Origin of the sequence: Paenibacillus sp. SYP-B3998, from assembly GCF_010820665.1 — a bacterium.
GTDB lineage: Bacteria > Bacillota > Bacilli > Paenibacillales > NBRC-103111 > Paenibacillus_E.
The window spans coordinates 1,322,107-1,347,249 of record NZ_JAAIKC010000001.1 but is presented as its reverse complement, the minus strand read 5'-3'; the positions used below and the strand labels follow the sequence as shown (position 1 = coordinate 1,347,249).

At 43.8% G+C, this 25,143-nt stretch carries 23 protein-coding genes; all 23 read right to left on the bottom strand.

Translation table 11 applies throughout. The features are described from left to right. Nucleotides 1-76: 76 nt before the first annotated feature. The 23 genes from GK047_RS06175 to rimP all read right to left on the bottom strand — a co-directional run bounded on the left by GK047_RS06175 (nt 77) and on the right by rimP (nt 24,917). Nucleotides 77-2,632, bottom strand: coding sequence for a DNA translocase FtsK (locus tag GK047_RS06175; RefSeq protein WP_163942647.1), 2,556 nt, complete (start codon nt 2,630-2,632; stop codon nt 77-79). 64 nt (nt 2,633-2,696) lie between these two features. Continuing rightward, the gene (locus GK047_RS06170; protein ID WP_163942644.1) at nt 2,697-2,933 is read right to left on the bottom strand and encodes a YlzJ-like family protein; all 237 of its coding nucleotides are present in this window, start codon (nt 2,931-2,933) and stop codon (nt 2,697-2,699) included. Further along, the gene (locus GK047_RS06165) at nt 2,930-3,667 is read right to left on the bottom strand and encodes a ClpP family protease (RefSeq protein WP_163942641.1); all 738 of its coding nucleotides are present in this window, start codon (nt 3,665-3,667) and stop codon (nt 2,930-2,932) included. The genes GK047_RS06170 and GK047_RS06165 overlap by 4 nt, the downstream gene beginning before the upstream one ends. 147 nt (nt 3,668-3,814) lie before the next feature. Next, nucleotides 3,815-5,491 carry a ribonuclease J gene (locus GK047_RS06160; RefSeq protein WP_163942638.1) on the bottom strand — a complete coding sequence of 559 codons (1,677 nt, stop codon included), beginning with the start codon at nt 5,489-5,491 and terminating at the stop codon, nt 3,815-3,817. Nucleotides 5,492-5,660: 169 nt separating this feature from the next. Next, on the bottom strand, nt 5,661-6,524 hold the full coding sequence (gene dapA / locus GK047_RS06155; protein ID WP_163942633.1) for a 4-hydroxy-tetrahydrodipicolinate synthase: 864 nt from the start codon (nt 6,522-6,524) through the stop codon (nt 5,661-5,663). Nucleotides 6,525-6,550: 26 nt separating this feature from the next. Continuing rightward, on the bottom strand, nt 6,551-7,768 hold the full coding sequence (dapG, locus tag GK047_RS06150; RefSeq protein ID WP_163942630.1) for an aspartate kinase: 1,218 nt from the start codon (nt 7,766-7,768) through the stop codon (nt 6,551-6,553). Between the two features lie 49 nt (nt 7,769-7,817). Then, on the bottom strand, nt 7,818-8,855 hold the full coding sequence (locus GK047_RS06145; RefSeq protein WP_163942627.1) for an aspartate-semialdehyde dehydrogenase: 1,038 nt from the start codon (nt 8,853-8,855) through the stop codon (nt 7,818-7,820). A 36-nt stretch (nt 8,856-8,891) separates the two neighbouring features. Continuing rightward, nucleotides 8,892-9,485 (bottom strand): dipicolinate synthase subunit B, encoded by a 594-nt coding sequence (locus tag GK047_RS06140; protein WP_163942624.1) that lies wholly within the window; start codon nt 9,483-9,485, stop codon nt 8,892-8,894. Then, complete coding sequence (gene dpsA, locus GK047_RS06135) at nt 9,482-10,381, bottom strand: dipicolinate synthase subunit DpsA (protein WP_163942621.1); 900 nt, start codon at nt 10,379-10,381, stop codon at nt 9,482-9,484. Before dpsA ends, GK047_RS06140 begins: the two co-directional genes overlap by 4 nt. Nucleotides 10,382-10,544: 163 nt before the next feature. Then, entirely contained in the window at nt 10,545-11,000 is a 456-nt protein-coding gene (gene dut, locus GK047_RS06130) for a dUTP diphosphatase (protein ID WP_275901633.1), read from the bottom strand. Next, nucleotides 10,987-12,243, bottom strand: coding sequence for an insulinase family protein (locus GK047_RS06125; RefSeq protein ID WP_163942615.1), 1,257 nt, complete (start codon nt 12,241-12,243; stop codon nt 10,987-10,989). The genes dut and GK047_RS06125 overlap by 14 nt, the downstream gene beginning before the upstream one ends. Before the next feature lie 127 nt (nt 12,244-12,370). Continuing rightward, nucleotides 12,371-13,420 carry a polysaccharide deacetylase family protein gene (locus tag GK047_RS06120; protein ID WP_163943715.1) on the bottom strand — a complete coding sequence of 350 codons (1,050 nt, stop codon included), beginning with the start codon at nt 13,418-13,420 and terminating at the stop codon, nt 12,371-12,373. A gap of 189 nt (nt 13,421-13,609) precedes the next feature. After that, nucleotides 13,610-15,712, bottom strand: coding sequence for a polyribonucleotide nucleotidyltransferase (gene pnp / locus GK047_RS06115; protein WP_163942612.1), 2,103 nt, complete (start codon nt 15,710-15,712; stop codon nt 13,610-13,612). A 261-nt stretch (nt 15,713-15,973) separates the two neighbouring features. Next, on the bottom strand, nt 15,974-16,243 hold the full coding sequence (gene rpsO / locus GK047_RS06110) for a 30S ribosomal protein S15 (RefSeq protein ID WP_163942610.1): 270 nt from the start codon (nt 16,241-16,243) through the stop codon (nt 15,974-15,976). 167 nt (nt 16,244-16,410) lie between these two features. After that, on the bottom strand, nt 16,411-17,346 hold the full coding sequence (locus GK047_RS06105; protein WP_163942606.1) for a bifunctional riboflavin kinase/FAD synthetase: 936 nt from the start codon (nt 17,344-17,346) through the stop codon (nt 16,411-16,413). A 100-nt stretch (nt 17,347-17,446) separates the two neighbouring features. Then, a complete protein-coding gene (gene truB, locus GK047_RS06100) occupies nt 17,447-18,361 on the bottom strand; it encodes a tRNA pseudouridine(55) synthase TruB (RefSeq protein WP_163942604.1) in 915 nt (304 codons plus the stop codon). Further along, nucleotides 18,358-19,359 carry a DHH family phosphoesterase gene (locus GK047_RS06095; RefSeq protein WP_240343765.1) on the bottom strand — a complete coding sequence of 334 codons (1,002 nt, stop codon included), beginning with the start codon at nt 19,357-19,359 and terminating at the stop codon, nt 18,358-18,360. Before GK047_RS06095 ends, truB begins: the two co-directional genes overlap by 4 nt. Beyond that, nucleotides 19,356-19,715 carry a 30S ribosome-binding factor RbfA gene (gene rbfA / locus GK047_RS06090; protein ID WP_163942602.1) on the bottom strand — a complete coding sequence of 120 codons (360 nt, stop codon included), beginning with the start codon at nt 19,713-19,715 and terminating at the stop codon, nt 19,356-19,358. Before rbfA ends, GK047_RS06095 begins: the two co-directional genes overlap by 4 nt. A gap of 6 nt (nt 19,716-19,721) precedes the next feature. Beyond that, nucleotides 19,722-22,664 (bottom strand): translation initiation factor IF-2, encoded by a 2,943-nt coding sequence (gene infB / locus GK047_RS06085; RefSeq protein ID WP_163942599.1) that lies wholly within the window; start codon nt 22,662-22,664, stop codon nt 19,722-19,724. After that, the gene (locus tag GK047_RS06080) at nt 22,657-22,986 is read right to left on the bottom strand and encodes a L7Ae/L30e/S12e/Gadd45 family ribosomal protein (protein ID WP_163942595.1); all 330 of its coding nucleotides are present in this window, start codon (nt 22,984-22,986) and stop codon (nt 22,657-22,659) included. Before GK047_RS06080 ends, infB begins: the two co-directional genes overlap by 8 nt. Continuing rightward, nucleotides 22,973-23,287 carry an RNase P modulator RnpM gene (gene rnpM / locus GK047_RS06075; protein WP_163942592.1) on the bottom strand — a complete coding sequence of 105 codons (315 nt, stop codon included), beginning with the start codon at nt 23,285-23,287 and terminating at the stop codon, nt 22,973-22,975. The genes GK047_RS06080 and rnpM overlap by 14 nt, the downstream gene beginning before the upstream one ends. Nucleotides 23,288-23,319: 32 nt before the next feature. After that, on the bottom strand, nt 23,320-24,417 hold the full coding sequence (nusA, locus tag GK047_RS06070) for a transcription termination factor NusA (protein WP_163942589.1): 1,098 nt from the start codon (nt 24,415-24,417) through the stop codon (nt 23,320-23,322). A 35-nt stretch (nt 24,418-24,452) separates the two neighbouring features. Next, entirely contained in the window at nt 24,453-24,917 is a 465-nt protein-coding gene (gene rimP / locus GK047_RS06065) for a ribosome maturation factor RimP (RefSeq protein WP_346010286.1), read from the bottom strand. Nucleotides 24,918-25,143 lie beyond the last annotated feature (226 nt).

Below are 25,143 nucleotides of genomic sequence, written 5' to 3'. Positions count from 1 at the left end.
AACTTATTATGAGAAAGGGGAGGATTGATTATACACAGCAAAAAACACTCTCGTAAGAAGAGTGTTTCGCTGAGTGCTAAGAACTAATTCGGTTATGTGTTAATTGCTCAATTGACATTAGAACTTCACGTGGTTTGCTGCCTTCATACGGCCCCACAACACCCTTTGCTTCCATTGAGTCAATTAATCGCGCAGCACGCGTGTAACCAACCCTCATGCGCCTCTGGAGGAGAGATACGGAAGCTTGCTTGGCTTCAACTACAATTTGAACCGCTTGATCGTATAGTTCGTCCTCGAATTCATTTTGCTGCTCTGGCATGTCCTCTACCTGAGGCACCATTTCTTCTTGGTAATTAGCTTGTTCTTGGGTACGAACAAACCCTACAACATGCTCAACCTCCTGATCGGATAAAAAAGCACCTTGTACCCGAACCGGCTTCGATGCGCCTACCGGTAAATAGAGCATATCGCCTCGGCCTAACAGTTTTTCGGCTCCGACCATATCAAGAATGGTTCGTGAGTCAACCTGAGAAGAAACACCAAACGCGATACGTGATGGGATATTAGCTTTAATTACGCCCGTAATAACATCAACGGATGGCCGTTGTGTCGCAATTATTAGGTGAATACCCGCAGCCCGAGCCATTTGAGCCAATCGACAGATGGAGTCTTCCACATCATTGGCAGCTACCATCATTAAGTCAGCTAACTCATCCACAATGACAACATAATAAGGAAGAGGAGCTGCGGTACCGCTCTCAGTTAACATCGCGTTGTAACCTTCGATGTTGCGAGTTCCGCTCTTGGAGAAAAGTTCATAGCGCTTCTCCATTTCGACAACAACTTTTTTCAATGCAAGCGATGCACGTCGTGGATCTGTAACAACCGGTGCCAATAGATGTGGAATTCCGTTATACACATTAAGCTCAACCATCTTAGGATCGATCATCAGAAACTTTACTTCATTTGGCTTAGCTTTGTATAAGATGCTCGTAATTATTCCATTAATACAGACCGATTTACCTGACCCTGTTGCTCCCGCAACGAGTAAATGAGGCATTTTAGCCAGGTTACCTACAATCGGTTGACCAGAAATATCACGACCTAGTACTACAGAAAGCCGAGAACTTGAATCATGGAACGTATTCGTTTCCATCACTTCTCGCATTGTAACAATTGAAACCTCAAGATTAGGCACCTCAATGCCAATCGCAGATTTACCAGGAATTGGCGCTTCCATCCGTATATCCTTGGCCGCTAAGGCCAGTGCGATATCATCCGTCAAGCTAACGATTCGACTTACCTTAACGCCAACATCGGGCTGTATTTCATAACGAGTCACAGCGGGTCCCCGAACGACTTCCAATACCTTAGCTCGAACGCCAAAGCTCTCCAAAGTAGCTTCCAGCTTCCGTGCATTAGCTTTGTAATCTGACATCTCGCTGCCCTTACCGACAGCTGGCTTGGCCAATAAATCCAACGCAGGCATCTCATAGGGACGCATGTTGACTAATGGTTGATCCTGTTGAAATTCCACAGAGATAGGCTCTTGATCTGCATCCAGCCCCTCCTTGGCTTTAGCTTTCGTAACAGCTGGAATAGGTGGGGATTGAACAGATAGAGGTTTAGCCACCTGTTGTGCCTCCTGATAGACCTGTTCCTGAAAGTCACGTATGATTGGAGTAATTGGCAGTTCATCCTGCTGGCTTCCATGAACCACCGGGTTATCTTCTGATTCCACTCGGTAAACTGTTTTTTCCGCACTACCTTCTTCATGCACAATAGATTTTTCCTCGTTAACCAATTGCGTACCCGTTGATTTTTTCAAGCCTTCTTTTATCGGACGAAGCAGTTCCATGAATATGGGAGCTTTCCTCGAACGTTTAACTGGCTGAAAAACCTCCTCATCAAACTCATCGTCAACAGGAACATAGGATGACTTCTTTGCTCTAGAGGCTCCTGCACCGGCTGCTGCCGCTTGTGGTTGCCGTATATCTCTGTCCTGCAACCACTCTTTCATTCTGTCTTTGAAGTTATCGCCAACATTTCTGAAACGGCCGCGCACCATATTGCCAACGTCCACATAGGAGATGCCAGTTGCCAATATAAATCCTATAACAAAGAGCGTATATTGGATCAATCTTGCTCCTAAATAGTCAAACAAAAAGTACAGCACGCTGTACAAAAATGCACCAATCATCCCGCCGCCGATGCCATGTTGTAGAGCAGTCTTCCCCACATCTGAAGGATGAAGCCCCTGCAGCATCGCATCCCAAGTTGATGAGATGACCTTTCCTGAAGAGAAGCCGCCATCAGGATATAACTGTGCAAACAAATCGATATGATTCTTAATGAGCAGTCCCACTATGAAAAGCAGAACACCCGCCTTCTTCGCTGTACGCATTGGAGGCCATGCTCTTTTTATCATGGCATACAAACCCACATATATAAAAATTAACGGTATTAGCGAGTACCACGTTCCGACAAAAAAGCGAAACAAGTACATTAATGAATTTCCGACATGGCCTTGCTGAGCAAGGGCAATAACCGAAAATATCAAGATTACAATTCCGTAAAGCTCGAATAACAAGCTTGTCTTTAAAGCCTTCCCTTTCTTTTTGCGTTTGGCCACACTTGTCACCCCCAAGACCACATTATACCATAATGCCTAAGGGTGAAGATACTGGCATATCCGCTTACATGGATGTCTGGGCGAAGACAGGACTATAGGCAATTAAAGTTCCTGGGGTATACTGCTCTTTCAAATAATCCTGCGGGTTACAACTATACAGACGAACAATACGGGCTTGAAAACTGTTAATCAATTCAATTTGCATGCTTACCCCTTGATGAGTAATCTCTAAATAATTTGGCGTGTAATCATCCATTCTATGAAAAATATCTTCCATCGGAATTACCGAATAATGAATCATTGTACGATCCCTCCACTCGATGACGATGATTTTTTTTCTTCAATTCGTCGATTCAATTCACGAATAGCCTCACCCACGCCTCCTACCTGATCGATTAGGCCGTATTTTACAGCATCAGCACCAATAACGGTCGTACCAATATCACGTGTGAGTTCCCCTGTTTTAAACATTAATTCCTTGAATTTCTCCTCAGCTACGTTGGAGTGTTTCGTCACAAAACGGACTACACGCTCCTGCATCTTATCCAAGTACTCAAAAGTTTGCGGAACGCCAATGACCAATCCGTTCAAACGGATTGGGTGAATCGTCATTGTTGCGGTCTCTGCGATGATTGAGTGATTAGCCGAGACTGCTATTGGGACTCCAATACTGTGACCTCCACCTAAAACTAGTGTGACCGTAGGCTTAGATAATGTAGCTATCATCTCCGCAATTGCTAATCCGGCTTCTACATCACCACCTACGGTGTTTAAAATAATCATTACACCCTCGATTTTCGAGTTTTGCTCGGCAGCGACTAGCTGCGGAATAATATGTTCGTACTTTGTTGTCTTATTCTGAGGGGGAAGAACGATATGTCCCTCAACTTGGCCAATAATTGTGAGACAAAAAATATTAGATTCGCCTGATAGCGTATTCGTTTGACCTAGCTGCTGGATGTTTTCTAAGGTTGCATTCTTCTTCGCTTCTTCCGTCCCCGGCTCCTGTTGCTTCGGCTGTATTGGTGATGCCATTTCTATTCCTCCCTATTCATAATCTCCCATAGTATGAATAGTCTCGAGTACTTTCATGCATCTGACAATTTAAGTGTAAATGAAAAAGCTCTCCCGCTGTGGGGAGAGCTTATACTATATGCATAGGTTCAAGTGACTTGTTCGAGACTAGACTTCCATGATAATTGGAAGGATCATTGGTCTTCTTCTGGTTTGTTCATATAAAAATCGTCCAAGAACATCTTTCACGTTTGTTTTTAAAGATGCCCATTCATTTACATTTTCATTCATTAGTTTCGTTAATGTATTCGTTACGATACGATTGGCTTCTTCCAAGAGACCTTCGGATTCACGAACATAGACGAATCCTCGGGATATAATATCAGGTCCGGATAAGATTTTGCCATCTTGTTTGCTGAGCGTAACAACGACCACAAGAATACCATCCTGAGAAAGTAACTTACGATCACGCAACACAATGTTGCCTACATCTCCTACACCCAGTCCATCAATCAGTATGTTCCCGCTTTGAACTTTGGAACCTTTGCGAGCAACACCATTTTGAATTTCAACCGTATCACCAATATCGCACATAAAAATATCTTCTTTAGGAATGCCGACCGACTCAGCAAGTATGCCATGTTGACGAAGCATGCGGTATTCACCATGAATTGGAATAAAGTATTTAGGCTTCATCAGGTTGAGCATCAATTTCAATTCTTCTTGACTACCATGACCAGATACGTGTACGCCTGTAACTGAACCAGGACCATAAATGACATTGGCACCAATACGGAAAAGCTCATCCACTGTACGACCAACATAACGCTCATTCCCCGGAATCGGGTTTGCCGCGATAATAACCGTATCACCAGGTAAAATATCTACTTTACGGTGCGTAGAACGCGCCATCCTAGTAAGGGCGGACATTGGCTCGCCTTGGCTGCCTGTGGAAAGAATAACAACACGGTCAGCTGCAAGCTTGTTCACCTCTTCAGGCTCAATGAGCATGCCATCAGGAATGTGTAAGTAGCCTAATTCACTTGCGATGGATACAACATTAACCATACTGCGACCTACTACCGTCACCTTACGATTCGTTGCAGCAGCTGCATCGAATACTTGTTGAACACGGTGAATGTTAGAAGCAAAAGTCGCAATAACGACTCTTTGCTTTGCTTTACGGAATACTTCTTCAATTTCTACACCAACGCTTTTCTCTGAACCCGTATAACCAGGTCGCTCCGCATTCGTGCTATCAGAAAGCAAGGCAACTACGCCATTTTTTCCGATTTCAGCCATGCGATGAATGTCAGCGTATTGATCATTAACAGGCGTTTGATCGAATTTAAAATCGCCTGTATGAACCACAACACCCTCAGGTGTATCAAGTGCAACACCAACAGAATCTGGGATACTGTGATTGGTTTTGAAAAATGAAGCTGTAATGACTCCCAAGTTGAGAACCGATTCCGAATTGATTAGAATCCGGTTTGTTGTTCCCAGCAAATTCGCTTCCTTCAATTTCGCTTCAATAAGTCCCATTGTAAGCTTCGTACCATACAAAGGAACATTAAGGTGCTTGAGTACATAAGGCAGTCCACCAATATGGTCTTCATGGCCGTGAGTAATGATAATGCCGCGTACTTTATCCCGATTCTCTGTTAAATAACCGATATCTGGAATGACGATGTCGATCCCCAGCATGTCTTCCTCTGGAAATTTTAAACCGCTATCAATTACTACAATATCATTCGCATACTGCACACAATACATATTTTTTCCGATTTCGCCCACGCCGCCAAGAGCGAAGATCAAAAGTTTGTCTATATTTTTTTTGGACAAGAATATACCTCCTTCTAAGATTGGACGACGAATTTTAAATGATTAAACCGAACCAGTCACTTGCAACCATTATACATGAAGAAAAACAGCAATTACAAGTCAATACCTTTAACGCTAGTATTCCCAAAAAAAGAAAACCGATGCTGGAAGCACCGATCCTTAGGCGTTATCATACAAAAAGAGATTGGATGAATTGTCCTTCTTGTTCGGATACAGGAACTAACGGAAGTCTGACTCCACCTGTCTGAATACCTTTGAGCGCCAAAGCATGCTTGATTGGAGCAGGGCTTGGAGCACAGAAAATACCTGTAAACACAGGATGAAGCTTACGATGAAGTTGCGCCGCTTGCTGAATGTTGCCTTCTAAATAATACTTTATCATAGATTGCATTTCTTTTCCAATCACATGACTAGCAACGCTTACAATCCCACGGCAACCAATGGCAATTGCAGGAAGTGTATTGCTGTCTTCACCGCTATAAACAGAAAAATCAGCATCGACCCCATTGAGAATACGCGTCAATTGATCCGTGTTCGCACAATCTTTTGTAGCTACAATGTTAGGAATCTTAGAAAGACGAATCGTCGTCTCAGCTTCCAGATTCACACCCGTGCGGCCTTGTACATTATAAAGTATTATCGGAACCTCAACAGACTCCGCTACTGCTTTAAAATGTTGGTACAGCCCTTCTTGAGAAGGACGGTTATAGTAAGGAGCTACGACAAGCAAAGCGTCGACTCCAAGCTTTTCTACCTTTTGGGAGAAATGAATCGTATGTGCTGTATCATTACTTCCTGTGCCCGCAATAATTTTGCAGCGCCCTTTGGCGTATAGCACAGCTATTTCGATAAGCTTCAGTTTCTCCTCTTCCGTTAATGTCGGGGACTCTGCTGTCGTTCCGCAAATAACGAGGCTATCGGACTGTTGCTCCTCGATCAAATAATTGATCAGTGGTTCCACTTGGTCCCAATTGATTTGTAAATTATCGTCAAAAGGGGTTACCATCGCTGTGACTACTCTTCCGAAATCCAACGCATGCGCCTCCTAAATCTCACATTTCACTTCGCTAAATAGAACTTATTATGAAGAGCTCGCACCGCTTTGATCATATCTTCACCTTGCACGAGTACCCAAATTGTCGTATTGGAGTCTGCTGATTGAAGAATTCGGATATCCTCCTCTGTCAGCGCCTCGACAATGCGAGCCATAATGCCTGGAACACCATTCATGCCGCCACCGATAACGGATATTTTCGCACAACCACGCAAAGCCTTCGGCTCGTAGCCTTGACTTTTGAGCAATTGAATAGCACGATCCGTTTCGTGATCAAATACCGTATAAATAACCCCCGAAGGGTTTACGTTAATGAAGTCAACACTAATTTGATGCTGCGCCATCGTTTTGAACACTCGAAGTTGAAGATCGAATTGTCCCTCGACAGCCCCCACCTGAATTTGGGTAATATTCGTAAACTGAGCTATCCCTGTCACAAATCTGTCTGCAACGTGGTTCGCTTCATGGTGAATCGTATCCCCCGCCGTAACCAATGTTCCTTCTTCTTTTGAAAAAGTAGAACGGACACGAATCGGGATATTAGCTTGCATAGCGACCTCAACCGCACGCGGATGGATGACTTTGGCGCCATTGTGCGCCATATTGCATATTTCTATAAAGCTTACACGTTTGAGCGGTCTAGCATCCTCAACGATACGCGGATCAGCGGTTAAAATCCCATTCACATCTGTGAAAATGTCAACGATTTCAGCCTTAAGCGCTGCACCTAGTGCGGTCGCAGATGTATCACTGCCACCGCGTCCAAGCGTAGTTGTCTCGCCTTGACTCGTTTTCCCTTGGAATCCAGTAACCACGACTACTTGATCCTGCTCTAGCAGTTCAATAATTCGGTTAGGCAATATCGAAACAATCTGAGCATTCCCATGGACGTCATTTGTTTGAATACCAGCCTGCCCACCAGTTAGAACGGTAGAGCGGATCCCAGTAGCTTGCAGCAAACTACACAGTTGCACCGCAGAAATCATTTCTCCACAACTGAGCAACATATCAAGTTCCCTAGCTGCCAATTCCACCCCATTGTGACGAACAAGTTCTAGGAGCGTGTCAGTTGCATAGGGTTCCCCTTTTCTTCCCATCGCGGAAACAACTACAACTAGTTTGTAATCTTGCTCTAGTGCATCTTGAATGTGATCAATGACGTGTTCTCTGGCGTTAACGGTGGAAAGCGAAGTACCTCCAAATTTCTGTACAAGGATTCGCATGCGGTTCCCCCATATTCTTTTCACTCATCTTCTAAAGAAGAGGTGCTGATTACTGTTCAATAGCAATATATTCAGCGATTTGTACAGCATTCCAAGCTGCACCTTTAAGCAGATTGTCAGAGACAATCCATAGGTTCAGTGCTTTGGGATTGCTCAGATCGCGACGTACGCGACCTACGAAAGTTTCCAATTTTCCTGCAGCGTCCGAAGCAAGTGGGTACTGCTGCTCAGCCGGGTTGTCGACTAAGACGATACCAGGCGCGTTAGCCAGCAAGGTTTTCACTTCTTCAACATCGAAATCCTCTTTTAATTCTACATAGACAGACTCTGAGTGACCATAGACAACAGGGATACGAACACACGTAGCTGTAACTTCAATGGAATCGTCACCCATAATTTTTTTCGTTTCGAGAATCATTTTCATTTCTTCGTTTGTAAATCCATTATCGAGGAACTTATCGATTTGAGGAATCGCATTGAATGCAATTTGATGCTTAACAGGCAAGGAACCAACTGGCAAAATATCTGGGTTCGCATCTCTTCCTTCGAGCACCTCTTTGGATTGTCTCATCATTTCGTTAATCGCTTTGGCACCTGCGCCCGAAACCGCTTGATAAGTGGACACGATAATACGTGAAATTCCATAACGATCATATAATGGCTTTAAAGCGGCAACCATTTGAATCGTTGAACAATTCGGGTTTGCGATAATCCCTTTATGTTCATTAATTTTATCAACGTTCACTTCAGGAACTACGAGCGGAGTTTCCGGATCCATCCGGTACGCACTCGTATTGTCAATACAAATCGCACCTGCTTGAACGGCATGCGGAGCCAGCGCCTTCGTTACATCTCCTCCGGCGCTGAACAATGCAATGTCGACGCCCTGAAAACTTTCAGGCATCGCTTCCTGAACGGTGATATCTTGACCTTTGAAAGCAAGCTTTACGCCCGCGGATCTAGCAGAGGATAGTAATTTCAATTCCTTAATGGGGAAATTCCGCTCTTCTAGTAGACGAATAATTTGTTCTCCTACGGCGCCTGTAGCGCCGACAACTGCAACGTTAAATAGTTTCTGGTTCGACATGTCCTGTCCTCTCCCCTTTGTATAATTGTATATGAATTAATACTGAAATCTCTCAATGATCATTGGCTGTAGCTGTTTTCCTTCTAGAGCTGCTTCGCAAGCTTCCATAATCAAATCCATTTTTGCTACCAAAGAGTTAGGCTTCGCACTAGGTGCATCTTGACCATATGGCACAAAGTAAATGTTTTTGGTGATGAGAAGTTTAGCAATATTCATGGCATTCAGCCCGAGCCCATCATTCGTGGAAATCGCCAAGACTAGTGGACGCAGGTTCCTCATTTGCGCTTTGGCCGCCATAAGTACAGGACTCTCAGTCAATGCATTTGCTAACTTGCTAGTCGTATTACCAGTGCAAGGTGCAATAACCAGAACATCAAGAAGCTTCGATGGTCCTAGTGGCTCTGCATCTACAATCGTCGAGATAATTTCATTACCCGTTATATCTTTCAACTGCTGCTGCCAATCCGCGGATTTACCGAATCGAGTATCGGTTGTTAAAATTGTGTTCGATACGATTGGAATCACACGTGCACCTGCGTCTACAAATCTTTTAATCTGCGGCATGACTTCTTCTAGCGTACAATGCGAGCCTGTCAATGCATACCCGACCGTTTTCCCGTTCCAATTCATTCCACATCGCTCCTGTCTTTAAAGTCTTCCTCGATCAGCTGACTAAGCGTATTCGCCATAATTCGACCAGCTGTTTTCGGTGCGACGATGCCAGGTAATCCGGGCGCGAGCATCGCTTTGACGCCTCTTTTCTCGGCAAATCTAAAATCCGTTCCGCCGGGTTTGGAAGCCAAATCGATGATCAGCGCGCGATGTGGGATATTGGTAATTACTTGCGCTGTGACTATCATAGTCGGAATTGTGTTAAAAAGCAAGTCAATATTCCCCACTTCCGGGTACAAGTCTTTCGTATAGAAAGGCTGAAAACCCATCTCCCACGCCCTAGCAAAATGCTCCGGCTTCCTCACCCCAACCTTGACTGTCGCCCCAAGTCCTTGCAACGTTTTTGCCATTGTAAATCCAGTACGTCCAAAGCCTAAGACCATACAAATCGAACCATGAATCGTAATGTCCGTGTTCTGAATCGCCATCATTAAGGCGCCCTCGGCTGTCGGAATAGAGTTATAAATGGCTACATCATCACGATCAAATAACTCAATGACATCAATACCTTGCGCCGAGCAAAGTTTCTTCAGGTAACTTTTTGCCATCCCTGTGTACACCTTGGCATGTTTGGGCAGCGAAGCAATATGATCTTCTGTCAAAATCATCTCTTCACTTGAAAAAATGGAATCCACTTGTCCTGAATCATCCGTACCAACAGCTGGTAGTATCAATGCATCAATATTTTGAAGCAGTGCAGGTTGAAGCTTCGCATTCGTTACTCCACTGAACTGGCGCCCCAAATTATCAAAGCCAAACAAAGTAACCATGGCATCAAGCTCGGTGAATTTTTGAATTACTTCAAGCTGCCGGGCGTCTCCACCCATGAAAGCAACCGAAATCCCAGTAAGCATTCTCGCTTACACCCCTTTCTCGGTCCGTTTCGATAAGTTATAGTATGCTTACGCCTAATGATGGGTGACTTATCCATTAGAGTTCCTCAAGAAACAAAAAAGAGCCCTTTCCTTATGGAAGGGACTCGAATTCGCTAACACTATAGGTTATGCAAGTCTAAGTTTAATGACCTGTATGACCAAAACCACCAGAGCCACGCTCTGTTTCTGTCAATTCTACAACCTCAGTAAGCTTAATTCGCGGAACAAGCTGAAACACCATTTGGGCAATACGTTCATTTCGCTGGATTGTAAAAGGCTCTTGACCGTGGTTAATTAGCAGTACTTTAACTTCACCGCGGTAATCAGCATCGATTGTTCCTGGTGAATTTAAGGTTGTAATGCCGTGTTTATAAGCTAATCCGCTTCGTGGACGAATCTGCGCCTCAAGATCAGCCGACATACTTAATGCAAAGCCCGTCGGAATAAGCTGCCTTTCGCCTGGGTTAAGCACAACTGGTTCACTAACCGCAGCATGAAGATCAAAGCCGCTCGCGGCTTCCGTCATTTTTTGCGGCAGTAGAATATCCTCTTGACCAGACACCCGTTTGATCTGTACTTCATAATTAAGAAGAGACAAGTTGATCCCTCCTAAATCCTTGAATAACTTCATCAGAATTACCGACCATAGAAAGTGCAAACGGCGCTGAGAATAGTTTTTTGGTCAGCTCGCGAATATGCTCCATTTGCACACTCTCGATACGTTCAATCATTTCGTCTAAACTGTAGTGTTTCCCTGTCATCAATTCATTTTTTCCATAACGGTTCATACGGCTGCTTGTGCTTTCCAAACTAAGAATCAAGCTGCCTTTGAGCTGCTCTTTTCCTTTTTTCAGTTCGGAGTCCGTCATCCCATTGATAGATATATCATGAAGCAGTTCCAAGGTAACTTTAAGTACTTCATCGGTTTGTTTAGGAGCAGTACCTGTATATATCGTGAACATACCGCTGTCGATATGGGAGGAATGGTAGGAGTACACCGAATACGCGAGACCTCTTTTTTCCCGAATCTCTTGGAATAGTCTGGAACTCATCCCACCTCCAATGGCATTATTCAGCAAAACCATAGGATATAAGTTCTCCTCTTGCAAAGAGAGGCCCGGCAGTGAGAGACAAATGTGATTTTGCTCTGTCTTCTTCGCATGGAAAACGAGGTCGCTTAGAAAATTAGGCGCATCATATTCGGTTTCATTCCCCGACTGATCGAATCCTCCAAAATGCTGCTCAATCAACTCACGAACGCTATCATCAATATTACCCGCGATGCTTAGCACTGTATTCTCTGTATTATAGAAGTGTTTCATATAGTTTCTTAAATCATCTGATTTCATTGCGGACAAATTGTTCTGAGTTCCAAGTATTGTAAGGCCAAGCGGGTGCGTACCGTAAGCAGCTTTAGCAACTAAATCGTGTACTAAATCGTCCGGTGTATCTTCATACATGGATATTTCTTCAAAAATCACGTTTTTCTCTTTCTCCAACTCACCTTCATCAAAAGTAGAATTGAAAAACATGTCTGAAAGAACATCCATTGCCATCGGCAAATGTTCATCTAGTACTTTAGCGTAATAACAGGTATACTCTTTGGAAGTAAATGCATTCACATTCCCCCCGATACCATCAAAAATCTCAGCAATATCTTTAGCAGAGTGACGCTCTGTTCCTTTGAAAAGCATATGTTCAATAAAATGTGAAATTCCATTAACCTCTGATTTCTCATTACGCGAACCCGTTTTTACCCAGATCCCGAATGTTACGGATCTAAAAGTTGGAATTTGTTCCATAACTACTCTTAAGCCATTATGTAAGCGGTATTTAATCACCTGGGTTCCTCCTCGAATGTAGCACCTAAAGTCCTATTCCCCATTTATACTTCCTTAGTCTAACAAAAATGTTCACTTGACTCAACTTTGCATCTCTAACAGCATTCCTATCAGCTTTTTTTAACCATCATTCCCACAATACCGAATTAGCTTCCGGAACTCGATTAGGTGAAAGCAGTTCAGTGACAGTCCCTAAGGTTAGCCCTTTATTTTTAATCATTTTAATCATTCCACTCAGCGCTTCGCTTGAAGATATTGTTGGATGCATTAAAATAAGCGTTCCCGGCTCAATAGCCTTTGAAAGACGTTGAATAATCCGATCTGCGCCTGGGTTTTTCCAATCAATCGTATCAAACGTCCAAAGAACTGTTTTGAGCTTGAATTCTGAAGCCACCTGGATGGTTTCCTCATTATAGTAACCTGATGGGGGTGCGAACAATGTATTGTTTACTCCTACTTGCTGCTTGAGCAAGTCCTCAGTTCTCAATATCTCCTCCGTGGCTTTACTTCGACTAATCATTCTCATATCTTTATGGGAATAAGCATGATTGGAAAGTTCATGACCTTCGCTTTGAATTTTTTTAGCCACATCTACGTTCTTCTTCAACCACATGCCATCTAAGAAAAAGGTTGCGTGTACATTTTCCTTCCGGAGTGTTTCTAAAATAATTGGCAAGTATTCATTACCCCAAGCAACATTTATCATGAATGAAGCCATAGGCTTCATTGGATTCCCTTTATAAATCGGGCTGGGCCCCAAATCTTCCAATTGTATGCTAGGCGATGTTTCTTTCATGACATATTGAATTTTACCTGGCGTTAAATGATGTTCAGCGAGCTTAAGTGTTTCATCGATATCTACTTCTAAGCCATTATAGCCTGGAACAGCCTTCCACACCGGATCTATTTTAGCATTGATTGGCAATACTTTACGTTTCGAAGCTTCTTCCTCAATAATTTCCAGCAAATTACTTCGACTCACTTTTTCACTTTCTATGAGTTGTGCTCTCGCCATGACAGGAATTGCTTCCTGATTGCCCCAGTTATTTATGGAGACAATTGGCTTCACACCAGCCTTAACCGCATTCATATAAGTTCTAATCCCAGGTGTAACCTGGAGTGCAAGCAGCACTATAGCAAAAAAAACACCTAATACCAGCCATTTTTTGTTGAGCATACTCCGTGCCTCACTTTCCATCAGAAAAGCTTGCATGGCAATCGTAAGCCTTCCTTATTTCCTGATCTTATGTAGGGATGGACAAGATTAGAACGGGGCATATCTTCACTTTTGAAAAACAAAAAAGAGACAGATTAAACTGACTCTTTATCCGATATTATCTAATTGTAAGTATGCAAGTCACGCGGCTTAGGTTTGAGCCGGGACTTGCGAAGTTAGTGTAGCTTTGCGGGAAAGATTAACTCGTCCTTGTTGATCAATTTCTGTTACTTTTACAGTAATTTGATCGCCAATATTCACTACATCTTCAACTTTTGCTACGCGCTCAGTGGAGATTTGTGAAATATGAACCAATCCTTCTTTACCAGGAAGAATCTCTACAAATGCACCGAACTTCTCAACGCGTTTCACTGTTCCGAGGTAAGTTTCACCGACGATAACCTCACGCACAATGCCTTCAATGATCGAACGTGCTTTTTCGTTCATCTCTTGATTCGAAGATGCGATGAATACACGACCATCTTGTTCAATATCAATTTTCACGCCGGTCTCTTCAATAATTTTATTGATGATCTTGCCTCCAGCACCAATAACATCACGGATTTTGTCCGGATTGATCTGCATCGTAAGAATCTTAGGTGCATATTTGGAAAGGGATTTCTTAGGCTCATCAATACGGGAAAGCATTTTGTTCAGAATATGCAAACGACCTTCTTTGGCTTGTTGCAAAGATTGCTGTAAGATGCTTCTGTCGATACCATCGATTTTGATGTCCATTTGTAAAGCTGTTACACCCTTAGCTGTACCTGCAACTTTGAAATCCATATCTCCAAGATGATCTTCCATACCTTGAATATCAGACAAAATTGAAAAATGATCACCATCTTTGATCAGCCCCATTGCAATCCCAGCTACTGGAGCTTTAATCGGCACGCCTGCATCCATTAATGCAAGCGTACTTGCACAAATACTTGCTTGTGACGTTGAGCCATTAGATTCAAGAACCTCAGAAACTAAGCGAATCGTGTATGGAAAATCCACTTCATTCGGAATGATTGGCTCAAGTGCTCTCTCGCCTAATGCGCCATGTCCAATTTCACGACGGCCTGGAGGACGAAGCGGTCTAGCTTCACCTACGGAGAAAGGTGGGAAGTTATAGTGGTGCATGAAACGCTTGGTTTCAGTCAAATCTAGGCCATCCAAAATTTGAACATCCCCAAGAGCACCTAATGTACAAATGCTTAATGCTTGAGTTTGTCCACGGGTGAACAATCCGGAACCGTGCGTACGCGGCAACAAATTGATATCGCACTCTATGGGGCGAATTTCATCTGGCTTACGTCCGTCAGGTCTTACTTTATCATGCGTAATTAAGCGACGAACTTCATCTTTTACGATGTCATACAAGGTTTCTTTTACATCACCGATCAATTCAGGCGTTTGCGCATAAACTTCATTGAAATGCGCTACGGCTTCTGCATTCACAACATCAATAGCATCTTGACGAGCATGCTTCTCAGCAATTTTGACAGCCTCTACTAATCTTGCTTGCGCAAACGCACGAACAGCTTGGTTAACCGTCTCGTCAACAGCATGCAGTTTAACTTCCATTTTCGGTTTACCGGCCTGTTGAACCAAATCCTCAATCACGGCAACGATTTTACGAATTTCGTCATGACCGAACATAATAGCTTCGAGCATAACTTCCTCAGGAACTTCATTAGCGCCAGCCTCAACCATCATGATAGCATCTTTGGTACCAGCGACCGTTAAATGGATATCGCTTTTCTCAGCTTGCTCCGTTGTTGGATTAATCACGAATTGACCATCCACACGACCAACAATAACACCACCAACAGGTCCGTTAAAAGGAACATCAGAAATCGCAAGTGCTGCGGATGTACCAATCATCGCTGCAATTTCAGGCGAACATTCTTGATCGACGCTCATTACAATAGAAACAATTTGAACATCGTTACGGAAACCTTCAGGGAAAAGCGGACGAATCGGACGGTCCGTCAAACGGCTAGCAAGAATCGCTTTTTCGCTCGGACGTCCTTCACGCTTGATAAAACCACCTGGAATTTTACCAACAGAATATAATCTTTCTTCATAATTCACAGTTAACGGGAAGAAATCCAAATCTTTTGGCCCCGTAGATGCCGTAACTGTTGAAAGCACAACCGTATCACCGTAACGTACGGTTACAGCTGCATTGGCCTGTTTAGCAAGACGACCCGTTTCAAGAATAAACGGTCTTCCCCCAAGGTCCATTTGTACCCTTTTCTCCATAATACCCTCCTAAGAACTTACTTCATAAGTTATGTGTTGGATCATACAGAAACATGCTTTACAGGTTTCTGTTTCGTAAACTCTTTATGTATCCAATTGATGCCTAGAGACAGAGGAGTCTTCCCCTATTTCTTCATCATACCTAGTATTTCCTTCTTTTTCTGTTTTAAAAATACAAGAAAAAGCAACCTGGTTGCTGCTTTTCGCCAAGCTCTTATCAAGCCCAGCGAGGTAGCAACAGGTTGCTTCTCATGGTCGGTTTTATCGACGCAAACCAAGCTTTGCAATCAAAGCACTGTAACGGCTCGCTTCTTTGTTCTTCAGGTAAGCTAGTAACTTACGGCGTTGTCCAACCATTTTAAGCAAACCACGGCGGGAATGATGATCTTTCTTGTGAGTCCGCAAATGATCTGTCAGGTTGACAATGTTTTCCGTAAGGATAGCCACTTGTACTTCTGGAGAACCCGTATCGGTATCATGTACCTTGTGAGTTTGGATCAGTTGTGTTTTACGCTCTTGTGTTAATGCCATACTTGTTCACCTCCTGTTCGTAAGTATCCCCTATAGCCGAGATTACGCCGGTGATAGCGTAGTTCCAAGCTAAGGTTCATGCTCAAAAGGAATGATCCTTTTGGCAACGTTATTTAGTATAGCATAACTATTAGTTAGAAGTAAATGCTTGTTTCAGAACATACGTCTTAAAGCTTCTCTTTCGCGATTTCAGCATCGCGTCTAATTTGTGATATCAGCTCGTCAATCGAAGAAAACTTCCGTTCTGCTCGTAGATAAGCAACTAACTCAACCGTGAGATGCTCTCCATAAATTTGCTCGGAGAAATCAAATAAATGAGCTTCAAAAGATGGCTTTAGTTCACCCGTTGTGAACGTCGGTTTCACACCGATATTCATGACACCCTTGTAACTTTCACCATTAACTAGAGCTCTAATTGCATAAACACCATTGATTGGTTTCACGTAAGGCTCTTCCAACTGAAGATTTGCTGTAGGAAAGCCTATCGTGCGTCCTCTCTTTTCACCGTCAACAACGATCCCGCTAATACTGTAAGGACGACCTAACAGTCTTGTCACGGTATCGATATCTCCTTGTTGTAAGGATTCGCGAATTAACGTACTGCTTACTTTTTCCCCATCCATATGAAAAGGTCTCACCACTTCTACGGAAAATTTACCGTGACTCAATTCACAAAGAGAATCCGGCGTTCCCTTGCCTTGATAGCCAAATGTAAAGTCAAAACCACAAATAACACTATCCACGCCAAGCAGGTATAGCACTTGGTCTACAAACTGCTCTGGTGACAATCGCATTAAGGAAGCATCAAAGGTGACAATGTAAGCATGCTTCACACCTAGCGATGCGAATAACTCCATCTTTTTATTCATAGGAGTTAGGAGATCTGTGTACTTCTCTTGACCCATAACTGCTCTAGGATGAGGGTGAAAAGTCATAATGGAAGCAGGAAGACCAAGACGTTTAGCGGTCTGTATCGCACGACCAATAACTTCCCGATGTCCTAAGTGAACACCATCAAAATCACCAATCGCCACTACCTGCTTACCTACAAATAGAGGGCTGGTCTTAAAATCAATCGGATATGATAACGGGACTATTTGCATATAAGTTCATTTCACCTACCCATTTCAACCTGTCCGAAAAGGCGTCGAGCGCATTTGACACGTCCAAACACTAATTTTAGTGGATTTCTCAAGCGATCACTTAAAGGAAAACTTTCGATGGGACCAGGATCTGGCTTTCACTTTTCCATTCAAAAAGACCAAGAAACCGTTCATCTGGCGAATAAGCACGGAATATCGATTGTGCCGCCTCAGCAAGAGCAAGTCGCTCAGCTGTTAAATTAATTTTTTTTCCTTGCAGTGCATGTACCGCTTCGTCAGCTGTAAGTTGAACAGCAGGAATATGCGCAATTGCCTGATCCATTGGAATCATATGCGCTTGAAGCGATCCATCCGCCTTCAAATTTCGGATTTGTTCGAAAGTCAAGCATTGTTCTTGGCGCAGACTACCTGTTGAAGTGCGAATTAAACTCTTCATCACAGCAGGATAACCAAGCGCTTTACCAATATCAACACACAACGTTCTAATGTATGTTCCTTTGGAACACGTAACACGAAAATGAACCTCAGGATACTGCTCTTGCAAACGAACATCCAGGATCTCAAGCTCATGAATAGTTACTTTACGTGACTTCCGTTCGACTTCCTTGCCTTCTCGAGCTAATTCATAGAGGCGTTTACCATCAATCTTCACAGCTGAAAACATAGGTGGCACTTGTTCAATCACTCCGACAAAGGACAACAGCGTCTCACGAAGATGGTTTTCATCAAGGGTAACTTGATGAACCTCCTCTAACACATTTCCTGTCATATCCTCAGTATCTGTCGAGAGACCAATTCGTAAAACGGCTTCATATTGCTTAGGAAGCTCTTGAATGTACTCTACCATTCGCGTAGCTCGTCCAACACATAAGGGCAGTACTCCAGTTACTTGGGGATCTAATGTGCCTGTATGACCGATCCGTTTGATTCCAAGTATTCCCCTTACCTTCGCAACGACATCATGGGAAGTAAACCCTTCGGGCTTCCAAACAGGCAAAATGCCTTCTAACGTCATATTAGTTCTTTCCCTACTTCCTGAACCATTCTGGCAACCGCTTCTTCAAGCGTGCCATGGATTGTACAGCCTGATGCACGAACATGGCCGCCCCCGCCAAGTGATTGAGCAATCTGAGCAACGTCTACTTGTCCTGCCGAACGAAGGCTCACTTTGATGATCCCAATTGCTTTTTGTTTAAAAAGCATGCCGACCTCGACGCCCTCTACATTCCGCGGATAGTTCACCAGACCATCTAAATCATCGCTAGACGCTCCTGTTAACTCTAAATCTTCAAGAGACACAGCAAGCCAAGCAAGCTTTCGATCATGAGCAAAAGATAATGTAGAAAGGGCTCTTTGCAGCAACACTGTCTGTGAATAGGTTAAGCGTTCTAATACCTTCTCTGCGATCACAGAACCTTGTACGCCAAGCTTTAACAAAGTAGCACCAATTTGCATCACTTCTGGGGTCGTATTTGAGTACCGGAATCCCCCTGTATCGGTTAGCAAGCCCGTATATATGCATTCACCAAAAGGCAACGTTGGTTCCAAATCCATATGTATGGCTAAGTCATACAAAATTTGTACTGTTGCCGCCGCGTCGTGCTTAATCAAATGACAAGTTCCAAATCTATCATTGGTTGGATGATGGTCAACATTGAGTAACTCCGCGTGGTCGTCAAAAAGAGTGCTGATCCTACCCATTCTGGAAAAATCAGCACAATCTACACTTATAATCGTTTGGTATTGCTTTTGCGGAGGTTCCTTACTGTAGTTGATAACATGATTGCTTCCCCATAGATAGGAAAACTTCGAGGGCATCTCGCCCTCATTTATCATGGTAAAAGTTTTCCCCAGCTGAGTAAGTATCCACCCGGTTACATAAGTAGAACTGGCAGCATCCCCATCCGGTTGGATGTGGGATACCACCAGGAAATCATCATGCTGCTCGATAAACTTCGCTGCTGTTTCCAGCTGCTTGCTGTATGCTGAGGCATGCTTCATTCCGCTGCTCATACGTTTGTATTTCCTTCCGGATTCAGATTATTCAGCAAGTTATCAATGTGGCTGCCATAATCCAGTGAAGCATCGAACTTGAATTGCAATTCTGGCACTTTACGTAATCGAATCCGTTTACCTAATTCCGAACGAATATAACCAGTTCCAGTAGAAAGTGCCTTAAGCGTAGCGGCCTTCTCTTCGTCGGTTCCCAATACGCTTAAGAATACTCGAGCTAGGGATAAATCGTTCGTTACTTCAACACTTGTTACGGTTAAGAAACCGATACGCGGATCTTTTAATTCGGATTGTACAATTTGGCTCAGTTCTTTTTTGATCTGCTCGCCAACTCTTCCTACGCGAACTCTAGCCATTTGTCATCACCTCTCAACGGATTCCATGATGAAGGCCTCAATGATGTCTCCCTCTTTAATATCATGATATCGCTCTAGGGATATACCACATTCATAACCTTGTGCCACTTCTTTTTGATCATCCTTAAATCGTTTCAAGGAATCAATTTTGCCTTCGTGTACCACAATACCGCTACGAATCAAGCGTGTTTGTGCATTACGTGCAATTTTACCAGAAATAATCATACAGCCAGCAATGGTACCTGAGCCTGTAATTTTAAATACATTACGTACTTCGGCTTGACCAAGTACAACTTCTTTGAAGATTGGATCCAGCATGCCTTTCATAGCTTGCTCAATTTCTTCGATAATATTGTAGATAATGTTATGCAGACGAATGTCTACTTTTTCCTGATCAGCTGTTGCTTTCGCCGCAGGTTCAGGGCGAACATTAAATCCGATAATGATCGCGTTCGAAGCGGAGGCAAGGATGATGTCCGATTCAGTAATTGCACCAACACCATTATGAAGAATTTTGACGCGAACGCCTTCAACTTCAATTTTCTCGAGCGAGCTTTTCAGCGCTTCAACAGAACCTTGAACGTCCCCTTTGATAATGACATTCAAATCTTTGATTTCGCCTTCTTTAATATGTTTAAAGAGGTCATCCAATGTAACACGCGTATTTGCTGTAACTTCGGATTGACGCAGCGCTATTGCGCGACGCTCTGCGATGTCTCTTGCTTTACGCTCATCTTCGTAAGCGAGAAACGGATCTCCTGCCTGTGGAACTTCTGTAAGGCCTGTAATTTCCACCGGTGTCGAAGGACCTGCTTCTTTCAATCGCTTACCTTTATCGTTAACCATAGCGCGAACACGGCCAAAGCATACGCCGGCTACGAAGCTATCTCCCACTTTCAATGTACCGTGCTGAATCAAAATCCGGGCAACTGGACCTCTGCCTTTATCGAGCTCAGCTTCAATAACTGTTGCTCTTGCACGTTTGTTCGGATTCGCTTTGTATTCTTGAACTTCTGCGACAAGTAGAATCATCTCAAGCAAGTTTTCAAGCCCAATACGCTGTTTCGCCGAGATTTCGCAGAAAATCGTATCGCCCCCCCACTCCTCAGGAACGAGCTCATACGCTGTAAGTGCTTGTTTGATTTGATCAGGGTTTGAACCTTCTTTATCAATCTTGTTAACAGCAACAATGATTGGAACGCCAGCTGCTTTTGCATGGTTAATAGCTTCCACGGTTTGCGGCATAACGCCATCATCTGCTGCTACGACGATAATCGTAATATCCGTTACTTGTGCACCGCGGGCACGCATTGTCGTGAACGCTTCGTGACCTGGCGTATCCAAGAAAGTAATCTTCTTATGATTAACTTCAACTTGATAAGCACCAATATGTTGAGTAATTCCGCCTGCTTCGCCCTCTGTTACCGATGTTTCACGAATAGCATCTAGTAATGTCGTTTTACCATGGTCAACGTGACCCATAATCGTTACAACTGGTGGACGTTCAAGTAGATCTGCTTCATCATCGACTTCTTCAAAGGTTTCGAAATTATCTTCTTCAACTTTGATTTTGATCTCGACTTCGACACCAAATTCGCCAGCAATTAGTTGGATAGCTTCCAAGTCAAGCTCCTGATTAATTGTTGCCATAGTGCCAAGGAATAACAGCTTTTTGATAACCTCGGAAGCATCCTTGTGCAACAATTTAGCCGTTTCGCCAACTGTCATCGTTCCACGCACGATAATTTTCTTAGGTGTGTTATCTACTTTTTCTTTTTTGACAGTATCTTGCTGATATCTGCCTCTATTGTTACCACGTTGATTGCCTCTGTTTTGTCCACCTGGACCCCGATTCCCAGCAGAGCGATTATCGTCAAAGCGTTTTGGTGTCGGTTTGGTCTTCTTCGTTGTTTTGACTCCAGCTTTAGCAGCTGCATCATCTAACTCAGCGGCAGTTGCCCCTACGTGGAACTGTGGCTTAGCTTCTTGAATGACTGGTCTGCCACTTTGATTATTACGGTTATCAAACGGTCTGGCAGGACGGTTCGGACCCGCTCCACCACGGTTCGGACTTGAACCTTGCGACCGGTTGCCGCTAGAGCCTTGGCTACTGGAACCTTGAGCGCCACCTGCACCTTGGTTAGGGCGAGCACCTGCGTAATTACTGCTACGATTAGCTCCACCTGTTCCTTGACTTGAGCCTTGACCGCTTGGACGTGTACCATAGTTGCCACCGCCTGCATTACTCGGTCTTTGATCGTTAGAGCGGAAAGGAGGTCTGTCTCCAGAACCCGTACGTTGACCTTGACCTTGACTGGAACCTTGACCACTAGGACGTTGTCCTTGACCCTGCCCTTGGTAACCTGGACGTTGTCCTTGGCTAGACCCTTGACCGCTTGGACGTTGTCCTTGATAGCCTGGACGTTGTCCCTGGCCTTGACTAGAACCCTGGCTACTTGGACGTTGCCCTTGGCTAGACCCTTGACTGCTTGGACGTTGGTCTCGTTGTGGCTGAGATGGACGACTTGCTACAACCTGATCGTCCGAACGTCGTGGAGATTGACTTTGTGTACCTTCTGTACCTTGTTGGGCTTGCTGTGAAGCACCAACTGTGCTATTGGTTTGTTCTGAGGCAACTGGCTTTGAAGCCGAAGTTGCGGCACCCTTATTCTCCTGTGTTGGAGCCTGCGAAGCAGGGTTCTGATTCGTCGTAGATGAACTCACATTTCCTCCGTCCGTAGCTGCTCGTTTGGCAGCCGCATTAGCTTTGATATCACGAAAAAACTTTTCCACACTATTCACCGCTTCATTTTCCATAACACTCATATGATTGTTAACGGGAATATTTAACCGTTTGAGAATTGTAATAATTTCTTTACTGCTCATATTGAGCGCCTTCGCATATTCATAAACGCGAGTCTTATCTTTATTATCTTGTTTATTAGTCAATATGTTTCACCTCCGCAGGATTTACGTGACACTTCTGCAGCATCTGCGCGAAGCCTCCGTCCAATACACCTATGGTAACACGCATCTCTTTTCCTATGCTGTGACCTAATTCGTATTTGGTGCCCATTGCTATGAGTTTAACCCCATAAAAGAGACACTTATCTTGAAATTTCTTTTGTGTATTGGCCGAAGCATCTTCTGCAATAATGACAAGCTTCGCTTCCCCCGAACGAATAGCCTTAAACACGCCCTCATCGCCCGTAACCAACTTACCTGCCCGCATGGCCAAACCCAATTGGGATAAAAATTTATTCTTCATCATCCGAATTCTCCTCCTTCAAAGAAGTGAACTCGTCTTCAACACGAATGAAATCCTGCTCCAATTGATCATAAATATCAGCGCTCACGGCATGCTTCAGCGCCCGATCCAGCGCCTTGCTCTTCTTAGCCAACTTAAAACAGGAAACTTTGCCGCACAGGTAGGCACCGCGCCCGGATTTCTTCCCTTTTAAATCTATGAGAATTTCATCCTCAGGCGTTTTGACGACGCGGATCAATTCCCTCTTCGGCATCATTTCCTGGCAGGCCACGCATTTTCTTAGAGGGATTTTTCTCTGCTTCATTCCGATCACCCCTTGCTCCAGGCAAACACTTGTTAGTCAATACTTATAGAATCTTGATGCATTTCTTCCGCATACGTTTTCTTTCTGCCGTACTCTTGTTCAGCTTGAGATTCGCTCTTAATGTCGATTTTCCAGCCTGTCAATTTTGCCGCTAAACGCGCGTTCTGTCCTTTGATACCGATAGCAAGCGATAATTGATAATCTGGCACAATGACGCGAGCCATCTTCTCGGTTTCATGAACTTGTACTTCAAGCACCTTGGAAGGACTTAGCGCATTAGCTACATATTCTTCCACGCTCTCCATCCAACGAACAATATCAATTTTCTCGCCGCGAAGTTCACCCACGATGGTTTGAACACGTAATCCTTTAGGCCCTACACAGGAACCTACCGGATCAACCTCAGCATTGCGTGAATGCACAGCAATCTTGGAACGGAAACCCGCTTCACGCGCAACCGAACGGATCTCTACGACGCCATCAAAAATCTCAGGAACTTCGAGCTCAAAGAGGCGTTTCAACAATCCTGGATGTGTTCTGGATAGAATGATTTGCGGCCCTTTCGTCGTGTTCTCCACTTTGGTGATATACGCTTTGATGCGATCACCCTGCTTGAATTTATCTGTAGGCATCAGCTCTGTCAGTGGAAGCACAGCTTCAACTTTTCCAAGATCCACATACACATTGCGTTGATCTTGACGTTGGAAAATACCTGTCACGATATCTTCTTCTTTGTCGATAAAAGCGTTATAAATTAAGCCTCTTTCCGCTTCACGAATACGTTGAGTGACAACTTGCTTTGCTGTTTGAGCAGCGATACGACCGAAATCGCGAGGTGTTACTTCAATTTCAACGATATCATCCAATTGATAATTCGGATTGATTTCACGGGATGCGTGAACTGATATTTCCATACGGGGATCCAGTACTTCCTCCGTCACGGTTTTTCTTGCATATACCTTAATGAGACCCGTGTGGCGGTTAATGTCTACTCGTACATTCTGTGCCGTATTGAAATTACGCTTATAACTTGAAATCATCGCCGCTTCAATTGCATCGATCAGCAGCTCTTTAGAGATACCTTTCTCACGTTCAATTTCCGACAGCGCATCGATAAAATCCATGTTCATTTGAACCGAGTTCCCCCTTTCAATAAGTACGATTGCTAAAAGACGATTGCCAAGCGTGCGCTGGCAACTTTAGCAAAAGGTAAAATATGCTTCTTTTTGCCCACTTCAACAATGAGTTCCTCACCATCGAAAGCGAGCAGCAGTCCTTCAAATTCTTTGGAACCGTCTATTTGCTCATAGGTAGTAACGAACACATGACTATTGATAGCCTTGTGATAATCCTGCAGCTTTTTCAATGGACGTTCTGCACCTGGTGAAGACACTTCCAAGAAATAGGCATCAGATATAGGGTCGTGCTCATCCAATTTAGTACTTAAGTATTCGCTAATACGGCCGCAATCATCTATATCAATGCCGCCTTCTTTGTCTGCATAGACACGAAGGAACCAGTTGCTGCCCTCTTTGACGTATTCAATATCAACGAGTTCAAATCCATTTTGTTCTATAAAATCTTTCAGCATGTCCTCAATGACAGATTTGATTTGTGCTTGTGTAACCACGGATTGATTTGCCCTCCTAAAATGAGCTTTGCATTGTTCTACAACGAAAAGTCCTATATCAAAATGTAAAGAGTGGGTTTCCCCACTCTTTAATCACAAGATGATATCCTCATTATTGCCAAGAAAAATTATACCATAACCCCTCTTGCCTTTACAATAGCAAACTTGTTAATCATTTTCACTTGACAGCTTGGGGACTTGCCTTCAAAACAATAGCCAGAAGTGC